Annotated in this window: 7 protein-coding genes; 6 read left to right on the top strand and 1 reads right to left on the bottom strand. The window is 62.4% G+C overall.

Annotation, left to right across the window (positions count from 1 at the left end):
• Window positions 1-57 precede the first annotated feature (57 nt).
• The 6 genes from FHN83_RS03320 to baeR are packed head-to-tail and all read left to right on the top strand — an operon-like array spanning window position 58 to window position 11,030.
• Window positions 58-1,290, top strand: coding sequence for an MdtA/MuxA family multidrug efflux RND transporter periplasmic adaptor subunit (locus FHN83_RS03320; protein ID WP_139563223.1), 1,233 nt, complete (start codon window positions 58-60; stop codon window positions 1,288-1,290).
• The gene (locus tag FHN83_RS03325; RefSeq protein ID WP_139563224.1) at window positions 1,290-4,415 is read left to right on the top strand and encodes an MdtB/MuxB family multidrug efflux RND transporter permease subunit; all 3,126 of its coding nucleotides are present in this window, start codon (window positions 1,290-1,292) and stop codon (window positions 4,413-4,415) included. Before FHN83_RS03320 ends, FHN83_RS03325 begins: the two co-directional genes overlap by 1 nt.
• A complete protein-coding gene (mdtC, locus tag FHN83_RS03330) occupies window positions 4,416-7,496 on the top strand; it encodes a multidrug efflux RND transporter permease subunit MdtC (RefSeq protein WP_139563225.1) in 3,081 nt (1,026 codons plus the stop codon).
• Complete coding sequence (locus tag FHN83_RS03335; RefSeq protein ID WP_139563226.1) at window positions 7,493-8,908, top strand: MFS transporter; 1,416 nt, start codon at window positions 7,493-7,495, stop codon at window positions 8,906-8,908. Before mdtC ends, FHN83_RS03335 begins: the two co-directional genes overlap by 4 nt.
• Entirely contained in the window at window positions 8,905-10,308 is a 1,404-nt protein-coding gene (gene baeS, locus FHN83_RS03340) for a two-component system sensor histidine kinase BaeS (RefSeq protein WP_039031111.1), read from the top strand. Before FHN83_RS03335 ends, baeS begins: the two co-directional genes overlap by 4 nt.
• Complete coding sequence (gene baeR / locus FHN83_RS03345) at window positions 10,305-11,030, top strand: two-component system response regulator BaeR (RefSeq protein ID WP_039031110.1); 726 nt, start codon at window positions 10,305-10,307, stop codon at window positions 11,028-11,030. Before baeS ends, baeR begins: the two co-directional genes overlap by 4 nt.
• Window positions 11,031-11,066: 36 nt before the next feature.
• Here the strand turns inward: baeR and FHN83_RS03350 are convergent, their stop codons facing one another.
• The gene (locus FHN83_RS03350; RefSeq protein WP_138369945.1) at window positions 11,067-11,810 is read right to left on the bottom strand and encodes a MerR family transcriptional regulator; all 744 of its coding nucleotides are present in this window, start codon (window positions 11,808-11,810) and stop codon (window positions 11,067-11,069) included.
• Between the last annotated feature and the right edge of the window lie 42 nt (window positions 11,811-11,852).

The raw sequence follows: 11,852 nt of genomic DNA on the forward strand, positions 1-11,852 counted from the left end.
TTGCCTCACTAAACTAGTATTATTTTCCGCACTGTTTCAGGACGAGAACATATAACGATGAAAGGCCGCAATAAATCCCGCTGGGTAATCGCCGCTGGCATCATTGTGGTGGCCCTTGCCGCCGCGTGGTACTGGCACCAAAAGAGTCCTGCACCTGCCGGTGCGTCGAGCCAGACGCAGCGCCCGGCGGGCGGTGGACGCCACGGGATGCGCAGCGGCCCGCTGGCGCCGGTACAGGCCGCGACCGCAGTCAGTAAATCCGTGCCGCGCTATCTCTCCGGCCTCGGCACCATTACCGCCGCCAACACCGTCACCGTGCGCAGCCGCGTCGACGGACAGCTGATCGCCCTGCACTTCCAGGAAGGGCAACAGGTGAAAGCCGGCGATCTGCTGGCCGAAGTCGATCCCAGCCAGTTCAAGGTTGCGCTGGCCCAGGCTCAGGGACAGCTGGCCAAAGATCAGGCCACCCTCGCCAATGCCCGCCGCGATCTGGCCCGTTTCCAGCAGCTGGTAAAAACCAACCTCGTCTCCCGTCAGGAGCTTGACGCCCAGCAGGCGCTGGTCAGCGAAAGCCTCGGCACCATCAAAGCCGATCAGGCCGCCGTCGCCAGCGCACAGCTGCAGCTCGACTGGAGCCGCATCACCGCCCCGATTGACGGGCGCGTGGGCTTAAAACAGGTGGATATTGGCAACCAGATCTCCAGCGGAGATACCACCGGGATTGTGGTGCTGACCCAGACCCACCCTATCGATTTAGTGTTTACCCTGCCGGAAAGCGATATCGCGACCGTCATCCAGGCGCAGAAAGCGGGCCAGACCTTAACCGTTGAAGCCTGGGATCGCGCCAACAAGCAGAAGCTCAGCGACGGTACCCTGCTGAGCCTCGATAACCAGATCGACACCACCACCGGCACCATCAAGCTGAAAGCGCGCTTCAGCAATCAGGACGACGCCCTGTTCCCGAACCAGTTCGTTAACGCCCGCATGCTGGTGGCGACCGAGGAGAACGCGGTGGTGATCCCGACCGCGGCGCTGCAGATGGGTAACGAAGGCAACTTCGTCTGGGTGCTGAACAGCGACAACAAGGTCAGCAAACATCTGGTGAAACCGGGTATTCAGGACAGCCAGAACGTGGTGATTGCCGCCGGACTGTCGGCAGGCGACCGGGTGGTGACCGACGGTATTGACCGTCTGACCGAAGGGGCAAAAGTGGAAGTGGTGGAAGCCCACACCGACACCCCTGCTGAGCCTGCGAAACGCGAACATAAAAAACAGGGAGCGGACGCCTGATGCAGGTAATGCCTCCGAGCGCCACGGGCGGCCCGTCGCGCCTGTTTATCCTGCGCCCCGTCGCCACCACGCTGTTGATGGTGGCGATCCTGCTGGCGGGGATCATCGGCTACCGCTTCCTGCCGGTCTCTGCCCTGCCGGAAGTGGATTACCCCACCATTCAGGTGGTGACGCTCTACCCGGGCGCCAGCCCGGACGTGGTGACCTCGGCCATTACCGCCCCGCTGGAGCGCCAGTTCGGGCAGATGTCGGGCCTGAAGCAGATGTCCTCCCAGAGCTCCGGCGGCGCGTCGGTGGTGACGCTGCAGTTCCAGCTGAGCCTCTCCCTGGACGTCGCCGAGCAGGAGGTTCAGGCCGCGATCAATGCCGCCACCAACCTGCTGCCCTCTGACCTGCCTAACCCGCCGGTCTACAGCAAGGTTAACCCGGCGGATCCGCCGATCATGACCCTCGCCGTCACCTCCTCCGCCATGCCGATGACCCAGGTTGAAGACATGGTGGAAACCCGCGTGGCGCAGAAGATCTCCCAGGTCTCCGGCGTCGGGCTGGTGACCCTCTCCGGCGGCCAGCGCCCGGCGGTTCGCGTGAAGCTCAACGCCCAGGCCATTGCCTCTCTCGGGCTGACCAGCGAAACCATCCGCACCGCCATCAGCAACGCCAACGTTAACTCGGCGAAAGGCTCTCTTGATGGCCCGACCCGGGCAGTAACGCTTTCCGCCAACGATCAGATGCAGTCTGCCGATGAGTATCGCCAGCTGATTGTCGCGTACCAGAACGGCGCGCCGATCCGCCTCGGCGATGTGGCAACCGTCGAGCAAGGGGCAGAAAACAGCTGGCTGGGAGCATGGGCTAACAAGCAGCAGGCGATCGTGATGAACGTCCAGCGTCAGCCGGGGGCGAACATCATTGATACCGCTGACAGCATCCGCACCATGCTGCCCACGCTCATCGACAGCCTGCCGAAATCGGTCAGCGTCAAGGTGCTGTCGGATCGCACCACCAATATTCGCGCCTCGGTCAGCGACACCCAGTTTGAGCTGATGCTGGCGATTGCGCTGGTGGTGATGATCATCTACCTGTTCCTGCGTAACGTCCCGGCGACCATTATCCCGGCGGTGGCGGTGCCCTTGTCGCTGGTCGGCACCTTCGCGGTAATGGTGTTTCTCGACTTCTCGATCAACAACCTGACGCTGATGGCCCTGACCATCGCCACCGGCTTCGTGGTGGATGACGCCATTGTGGTGATCGAGAATATCTCCCGCTATATCGAAAAAGGCGAAAAACCGCTGGCGGCGGCGCTGAAGGGGGCCGGTGAGATCGGCTTTACCATCATCTCCCTCACCTTCTCGCTGATTGCGGTGCTGATCCCGCTGCTGTTTATGGGTGATATCGTCGGGCGTCTGTTCCGCGAGTTTGCGGTGACGCTGGCGGTGGCAATTCTGATCTCGGCGGTGGTCTCCCTGACCCTGACGCCGATGATGTGCGCCCGGATGCTGAGCCATGAATCCCTGCGCAAGCAGAACCGTTTCTCCCGCGCCTCGGAGCGGATGTTTGATCGCATCATCGCCGCCTACGGACGCATGCTTGCAAAAGTGCTCAACCATCCATGGGCGACCCTCGGCGTGGCGCTGGGCACCCTCGCCCTGAGCGTGCTGCTGTGGGTGATGATCCCGAAAGGCTTCTTCCCGATCCAGGATAACGGCATTATTCAGGGCACCCTGCAGGCACCGCAGTCGGTGTCGTTTGCCAGCATGGCCCAGCGCCAGCAGGCGGTGTCCGGGGTGATCATGAAAGATCCGGCGGTAGAGAGCCTGACCGCCTTTGTCGGCGTGGATGGTACTAATCCGTCCCTGAACAGCGCCCGCCTGCAGATCAACCTCAAGCCGCTGGACGATCGCGACGACAGGGTTAACACGGTGATTGAGCGACTGCAAAGCGCGGTGGCGAAAGTCCCTGGCGTGGAGTTGTACCTGCAGCCGACCCAGGATCTGACCATCGACACCACCGTGAGCCGCACCCAGTATCAGTTTACGCTGCAGGCCACCAGCCTCGATGCCCTCAGCACCTGGGTGCCGCAGCTGGTGGACGAGCTGCAACAGCTGCCGCAGCTCTCCGACGTCAGCAGCGACTGGCAGGATAAAGGTCTGGCGGCGTACATCAACGTCGATCGTGACAGCGCCAGCCGCCTCGGCATTACCATGGCGGACGTCGATAACGCGCTCTACAACGCTTTCGGCCAGCGTCTGATCTCCACCATCTACACCCAGGCCAACCAGTACCGGGTGGTACTGGAGCACGACACCCGGCAGACGCCGGGGCTGGCAGGGCTAGATACCGTTCGCCTGACCAGCAGCAGCGGCGGGATTGTGCCGCTGAGCGCCATTGCCAAAGTGGAAGAGCGCTATACGCCGCTGGCGGTGAACCATCTGGATCAGTTCCCGTCCACCACCATTTCGTTTAACGTGCCGGACGACTACTCCCTTGGCGAGGCGGTGCAGGCGATTACCGATGCGGAGAAAAACCTCAGCTTCCCGACCGACATCCAGACCAAATTCCAGGGCAGCACCCTGGCGTTCCAGGCCGCGCTCGGGAGCACCATCTGGCTGATCGTCGCCGCGGTGGTGGCGATGTACATCGTGCTGGGCGTGCTGTATGAGAGCTTTATCCACCCGATCACCATTCTCTCCACCCTGCCCACCGCAGGCGTGGGGGCGCTTCTGGCGCTGATGCTGGCGGGCAGCGAGCTGGATGTGATTGCCATCATCGGGATTATTCTGCTGATCGGTATCGTCAAGAAAAACGCCATCATGATGATCGACTTTGCTCTCGCCGCCGAGCGTGAGCAGGGGATGTCGCCGCGTGACGCGATTTTCCAGGCCTGTCTGCTGCGTTTCCGCCCGATCCTGATGACGACGCTTGCTGCCCTGTTAGGCGCGTTGCCGCTGATGCTCAGCACCGGCGTCGGCGCCGAACTGCGTCGTCCGTTAGGGATCGGCATGGTGGGCGGCCTGCTGGTGAGCCAGGTGTTAACCCTGTTCACCACGCCGGTGATCTATCTGCTGTTTGACCGCCTGGCCCTGTGGAGTAAAAGCCGCTTCCCGAAACGTGAAGAAGAGGAGGCGTAAGTGAAGTTTTTCGCCCTCTTCATTTACCGCCCGGTGGCGACGATTTTAATCTCGCTTGCCATTACGCTCTGCGGCGTGCTCGGCTTCCGGCTGTTGCCGGTGGCCCCGCTGCCGCAGGTGGATTTCCCGGTGATCATGATCAGCGCCTCCCTGCCGGGCGCGTCGCCGGAGACCATGGCCTCGTCGGTGGCTACGCCGCTGGAGCGCTCCCTCGGGCGCATCGCCGGGGTCAACGAGATGACCTCCAGCAGCTCGCTCGGCAGCACCCGCATCATCCTTGAGTTTAACTTTAACCGCGACATCAACGGCGCGGCGCGGGACGTGCAGGCAGCCATCAACGCCGCGCAGAGCCTGCTGCCAAGCGGCATGCCGAGCCGTCCGACCTACCGCAAAGCCAACCCGTCCGATGCGCCGATCATGATCCTGACGCTTACCTCGGACACTTACTCTCAGGGGCAGCTGTACGACTTCGCCTCCACCCAGCTGGCGCAGAGCATCGCCCAGATCGACGGCGTGGGCGACGTGGACGTTGGCGGCAGCTCCCTGCCCGCGGTGCGCGTGGGGCTGAATCCGCAGGCGCTGTTTAATCAGGGCGTGTCGCTGGATGACGTGCGCAGCGCCATCAGCAATGCCAACGTGCGCAGGCCGCAGGGGTCAGTGGAGGATGGCAGCCGCCGCTGGCAGATCCAGACCAACGACGAGCTGAAAACCGCGGCCGAGTACCAGCCGCTAATCATTCACTACAACAACGGCGCGGCGGTGCGCCTGAGCGACGTGGCGAGCGTTACCGACTCGGTGCAGGACGTGCGTAACGCCGGGATGACCAACGCTAAGCCGGCCATTCTGCTGATGATCCGCAAGCTGCCGGAAGCCAATATCATTGAGACGGTGAACAGCATCCGCGCCCGTCTGCCGGAGTTACAGGAGACTATTCCGGCGGCCATCGATCTGCAGATTGCCCAGGATCGCTCCCCCACCATTCGCGCCTCGCTGGAGGAGGTGGAGCAGTCGCTGATCATCTCGGTAGCGCTGGTGATCCTGGTGGTGTTCCTGTTCCTGCGCTCCGGGCGCGCGACGCTGATCCCGGCAGTGGCCGTGCCGGTGTCGCTGATTGGTACCTTCGCCGCCATGTACCTGTGCGGCTTTAGCCTCAACAACCTGTCGCTGATGGCCCTGACCATCGCCACCGGCTTTGTGGTGGATGACGCCATCGTGGTGCTGGAGAACATCTCGCGCCATCTCGAAGCGGGGATGAAGCCGCTGCAGGCGGCGTTACAGGGCTCACGGGAAGTGGGCTTTACGGTGCTCTCCATGAGCCTGTCGCTGGTGGCGGTGTTCCTGCCCCTGCTGCTGATGGACGGCTTGCCGGGGCGTCTGCTGCGGGAATTTGCGGTGACGCTGTCGGTGGCGATTGGCATCTCGCTGTTGGTGTCCCTGACCCTGACGCCGATGATGTGCGGCTGGATGCTCAAACGCAGCCCCCCGCAGTCGCAGCCGCGCAAAAAAGGCTTTGGCCGGATGCTGATGGCCCTGCAGACGGGCTACGGGAAATCGCTGAAATGGGTGCTGAACCACACCCGGGTCGTCGGCCTGGTGCTGGTGGGCACCATCGCTCTCAACGTCTGGATGTACATCTCCATCCCGAAAACCTTCTTCCCGGAGCAGGACACCGGGGTGCTGATGGGCGGGATCCAGGCTGACCAGAGCATCTCCTTCCAGGCGATGCGCGGCAAGCTGCAGGACTTTATGAAGATCATCCGCGAAGACCCGGCGGTGGATAACGTTACCGGCTTCACCGGCGGCTCGCGGGTAAACAGCGGGATGATGTTTATCACCCTGAAGTCCCGCGACGCGCGTAACGAAACCGCGCAGCAGGTGATCGACCGCCTGCGGGTGAAACTGTCCAAAGAGCCGGGGGCGAATATGTTCCTGGTGGCGGTGCAGGATATCCGCGTCGGCGGGCGACAGTCGAACGCCAGCTATCAGTACACCCTGCTGTCGGACGATCTCGCCGCGCTGCGCGAGTGGGAGCCGAAGATCCGCAAGGCGCTGGCGGCATTACCGCAGCTGGCGGACGTGAACTCCGACAGCCAGAACAACGGCGCGGAGATGGCCTTAACCTACGATCGTGAAACCATGTCGCGGCTGGGCATTGACGTCAGCGCCGCCAACAGCCTGCTGAATAACGCCTTCGGTCAGCGGCAGATCTCCACCATCTACCAGCCGATGAACCAGTACAAGGTGGTGATGGAGGTCGATCCGCGCTATACCCAGGACATCAGCGCGCTGGATAAGATGTTTGTGATTAATAACGACGGCAAGGCGATCCCCCTCTCCTACTTCGCCCACTGGCAGCCCGCTAACGCGCCGCTGTCGGTGAACCACCAGGGGCTGTCGGCGGCGTCGACGGTGTCGTTTAACCTGCCGACCGGCTCGTCGTTGTCGGAGGCCAGCGAGGCCATCACCCGCACCATGACCCAGCTTGGCGTACCGTCCTCGGTGCGCGGCAGCTTCGCCGGTACCGCCCAGGTGTTCCAGGAGACCATGAAATCGCAGGTGATCCTGATCCTGGCGGCTATTGCCACGGTCTATATCGTGCTCGGGGTGCTGTATGAGAGCTATATTCATCCTCTGACCATTCTCTCCACCCTGCCGTCGGCGGGGGTGGGCGCGCTGCTGGCGCTGGAGCTGTTTGGCGCGCCGTTCAGCCTGATTGCGCTGATCGGCATTATGCTGTTAATCGGCATCGTGAAGAAAAACGCCATCATGATGGTCGACTTTGCCCTGGAGGCCCAGCGCAACGGCAACATGACGCCGCAGGACGCCATTTTCCAGGCCTGCCTGCTGCGTTTTCGCCCGATCATGATGACCACCCTGGCGGCGCTGTTTGGCGCCCTGCCGCTGGTGATCTCCAGCGGTGATGGCGCGGAGCTGCGCCAGCCGCTCGGGATCACTATTGTCGGCGGGCTGGTGATGAGCCAGCTGCTGACGCTGTACACCACCCCGGTGGTCTATCTGTTCTTCGACCGCCTGCGGGTGCGTTTTTCCCGTAAACCCAACGAGACGGTACCTGGCCCATGACCGATCTTCCCGCTAACGTTCGCTGGCAGCTGTGGATTGTCGCCTTCGGCTTCTTTATGCAGTCGCTGGATACGACCATCGTCAATACCGCCCTCCCCTCCATGGCGAAAAGCCTCGGGGAGAGCCCGCTGCATATGCACATGGTGATTGTCGCCTACGTGCTGACGGTGGCGGTGATGCTGCCCGCCAGCGGCTGGCTGGCGGACAAAGTGGGGGTGCGCAATATCTTCTTTACCGCCATCGTGCTGTTTACCGCCGGGTCGCTGTTCTGCGCCAGGGCGGAGACACTGAACGAGCTGGTCATGGCCCGGGTGCTGCAGGGCGTCGGCGGGGCGATGATGGTGCCGGTGGGCAGGCTGACGGTGATGAAGATCGTGCCGCGCGAGCAGTATATGGCGGCGATGACCTTCGTCACCCTGCCCGGCCAGGTGGGGCCGCTGCTGGGCCCGGCCCTTGGCGGCGTGCTGGCGGAGTATGCCTCCTGGCACTGGATCTTCCTGATTAACCTGCCGGTGGGCATCATCGGGGCCATCGCCACGTTATGCCTGATGCCGAACTACAAAATGCAGACCCGGCGCTTTGACCTGGTGGGCTTTTTCCTGCTCGCGGCGGGGATGGCGACTCTGACCCTGGCGCTGGACGGGCAAAAGGGGCTCGGGATCTCTCCGCTGGCGCTGGCCGGGCTGGTGGCTATCGGGGTGGTGTCGATTCTGTGGTATCTGTGGCACGCCAGGGGCAACGACCGGGCGCTGTTCAGCCTGACGCTGTTCCAGAACACCACCTACCGCCTGGGGCTGCTCGGCAGCCTGGCCGGACGCATCGGCAGCGGCATGCTGCCGTTTATGACTCCGGTCTTTTTGCAGATTGGCCTCGGCTTTTCGCCGTTCCACGCCGGGCTGATGATGATCCCGATGGTGCTCGGCAGCATGGGGATGAAGCGCATTGTGGTGCAGGTGGTGAACTACTTTGGCTATCGCCGGGTGCTGGTATCCGCCACGCTGGGACTGGCGCTGGTAAGCCTGCTGTTCATGGCCGTCGCGCTGCTGGGCTGGTACTACGTCCTGCCGCTGGTGCTCTTCTGCCAGGGGATGATCAACTCCATCCGCTTCTCCTCCATGAACACCCTGACGCTGAAAGATCTGCCCGATGAGCAGGCAAGCAGCGGCAACAGCCTGCTGTCGATGATCATGCAGCTGTCGATGAGCGTCGGGGTCACCATCGCCGGGCTGCTGCTGGGCATGTACGGGCAGCACCAGCTCACCGCCGACAGCGCCGTCGTCCATCAGGTGTTCCTCTACACCTACCTGAGCATGGCGCTGATCATCGCCCTGCCGGCCTTTATTTTCGCTCGGGTTCCGGATGATACCAGCAAAAATGTCGTCATCAGGCGGCGCAAAAGGAGTGAACCATGAAGTTCTGGCGACCGGGCATTACCGGCAAGCTGTTTCTGGCCATTTTCGCCACCTGTATTGTCCTGCTGATCACCATGCACTGGGCGGTGCGGGTCAGCTTTGAGCGCGGCTTTATCGACTACATCAAACACGGCAACGAGCAGCGGCTGCAGGGGTTGAGCGATGCCCTCGCCGAGCAGTACGCCCTGCACGGCAACTGGCGCTTTTTACGCAATAACGATCGCTTTGTCTTTCAGATCCTGCGCTCGCTGGAGCACGACACCGACGACGATCGCCCCGGCCCCGGCATGCCGCCACACGGCTGGCGCACCCAGTTCTGGGTGATCGACCAGGATATGCGGGTGCTGGTCGGCCCGCGCGCCCCGGTGCCGCCGGACGGTACCAGACGAGCCATCACGGTGAACGGCAATGCCGTCGGCTGGGTGATCGCCTCCCCCGTGGAACGGCTGACGCGCAATACCGACATCAACTTTGACCGCCAGCAGCGCCAGACCAGCTGGCTGATTGTGGCCCTGTCCACCCTGCTGGCGGCGCTGGCCACCTTCCCGCTGGCGCGCGGCCTGCTGGCGCCGGTCAAGCGGCTGGTGGACGGCACCCACCGGCTGGCGGCGGGGGATTTTTCCACCCGCGTCGATACCCGCAGCCAGGACGAACTGGGCAAGCTGGCGCAGGACTTTAACCAGCTCGCCAGCACCCTTGAGAAGAATCAGCAGATGCGCCGGGACTTTATGGCCGATATCTCCCACGAGCTGCGCACCCCGCTGGCGGTGCTGCGCGGCGAGCTGGAGGCGATCCAGGACGGGGTGCGTAAGTTTACGCCGGAATCGGTGACCTCATTGCAGGCGGAAGTGGGCACCCTCACCAAGCTGGTGGACGATCTGCATCAGCTGTCGATGTCCGACGAGGGCGCGCTGGCCTACCAGAAAGCACCGGTGGATGTGATTAATATTCTGGAGATGGCCAGCGGTGTCTTCCGGGAGCGCTTTGCCAGCCGGGATCTGCGCATTGAGCTGTCGCTGCCGGAACACGCGGTGGTGTTTGGCGATCGCGACCGGCTGATGCAGCTGTTCAACAACCTGCTGGAAAACTGCCTGCGCTACACCGACGCGGGCGGCGCGCTGCGCATCTCCGGCAAATGTGAAGAGCAACGCTTCGCCCTGACCTTCGCCGACACCGCGCCCGGCGTCTCTGACGAGCAGCTCAACAAGCTGTTTGAGCGCTTTTACCGCACCGAAGGGTCCCGCAACCGCGCCAGCGGCGGCTCCGGGCTGGGGCTGGCGATCTGCGTGAACATCGTTGAAGCCCACGGCGGCACCCTCCGTGCCGCCCATTCGCCTTTTGGCGGGGTTAGCATTACAGTAGAGCTACCGCTGGAACGCGATTTATCGAGAGAAGCATGACTGAGTTACCCATTGACGAAAACACACCCCGCATCCTGATTGTGGAGGACGAGCCTAAGCTTGGGCAGTTATTAATCGACTATCTGCGGGCGGCGAGCTATGCCCCGTCGCTTATCAGCCATGGCGATCAGGTGCTCTCTTACGTGCGCCAGACCCCGCCGGATCTGATCCTGCTCGACCTGATGCTGCCTGGCACCGACGGCCTGACCCTGTGCCGGGAGATCCGCCGCTTCTCCGAGGTGCCGATTGTGATGGTGACCGCCAAAATCGAAGAGATCGACCGCCTGCTGGGGCTGGAGATCGGCGCCGATGATTACATCTGCAAACCCTACAGCCCGCGCGAAGTGGTGGCCCGGGTGAAGACCATTCTGCGCCGCTGCAAGCCGCACCGTGAGCTACAGGCGCTGGATGCGGAAAGTCCGCTTATTATCGACGAAGGCCGTTTCCAGGCGAGCTGGCGCAGCAAGCTGCTGGACCTGACGCCAGCGGAATTCCGCCTGCTGAAAACCTTGTCCAGCGAGCCGGGGAAAGTGTTCTCCCGCGAGCAGCTGCTGAACCATCTGTATGATGATTACCGGGTGGTGACGGATCGCACCATCGACAGCCATATCAAAAATCTGCGCCGCAAGCTGGAAGCGCTGGATGCCGAGCAGTCGTTTATTCGCGCGGTATACGGTGTGGGGTATCGCTGGGAAGCGGATGCGTGCCGGATCGGCGGGTGAAGAAAGAAAAATTACCCGCTACGGCGGGTAATGGCATCAGAGGACGTCAGCCGCCCCGTGCGCCGTAATGACATAACCCTGCTTTTGCCAGTGCTCCAGCTGCTGGCGCTGTTCATCCGACAGGGTTTTACCTGCCCAGACGAGAATATGCTGGCCCGGGAAAAACTCCGGATGGGGTAACTCCAGCGGTTCAGCAAAGACGTTGATGCGCCACCCCCGGTGCGACAGACGCCACGCCTCCATCCACAGGCGGGTACGATCCTCAACCCCCCAGCCAATGAGCAACGCATCCCTGCCCGCTTTGGTACGCGAATCGGTCAGGCTGGTGATGGCCTGTTCGATCAGAATGCCGTCCAGCATGCTGCCCATAATGCGCGCGGTAGCGTGGTCAAGGCTTAAGGTCTCCCGCACGGGAATAAACACGTTGTCGATCAGGACGTCCACAGGATGGTGCTGACAGAAAATCGCGATCTGCGCCCGCGATTTAGCCGGGTTCACCTGGCGCAGCGTGCCCATCATCTCTTCCTGCAGCACACCCCAGTTCCCTGGCTCAGGGGCTTTGTCCCCATCCAGCAGGGCTTTTACCTTACCCACCGGTACGCCACGCTCAATCCAGCGCTTGATCTCTTCAATGCGCTGTAGATCGTCGTCATCAAATTGCCGATGTCCGCCTTCACTACGCTGCGGCTTTAGCAGGCCATACCGGCGCTGCCACGCACGCAGAGTGACGGGGTTGATGCCGCAACGTTCTGCCACATCGCCAATACTGTAAAAGGCCATCAATTCCTCATGGCTGATCAATATATTCATCGTTCAAGGTAA

This window comes from Leclercia adecarboxylata (assembly GCF_006171285.1).
GTDB classification, from domain to species: Bacteria; Pseudomonadota; Gammaproteobacteria; order Enterobacterales; family Enterobacteriaceae; genus Enterobacter; species Enterobacter barmai.

Bases quoted from the DNA above. Each gene is read 5' to 3' on its own strand.
- FHN83_RS03320 (WP_139563223.1), top strand. From the start codon at position 58: ATGAAAGGCCGCAATAAATCCCGCTGGGTAATCGCCGCTGGCATCATT.
- FHN83_RS03325 (WP_139563224.1), top strand. From the start codon at position 1,290: ATGCAGGTAATGCCTCCGAGCGCCACGGGCGGCCCGTCGCGCCTGTTT.
- FHN83_RS03335 (WP_139563226.1), top strand. From the start codon at position 7,493: ATGACCGATCTTCCCGCTAACGTTCGCTGGCAGCTGTGGATTGTCGCC.
- baeS (WP_039031111.1), top strand. From the start codon at position 8,905: ATGAAGTTCTGGCGACCGGGCATTACCGGCAAGCTGTTTCTGGCCATT.
- baeR (WP_039031110.1), top strand. From the start codon at position 10,305: ATGACTGAGTTACCCATTGACGAAAACACACCCCGCATCCTGATTGTG.
- FHN83_RS03350 (WP_138369945.1), bottom strand. From the start codon at position 11,810: ATGGCCTTTTACAGTATTGGCGATGTGGCAGAACGTTGCGGCATCAAC.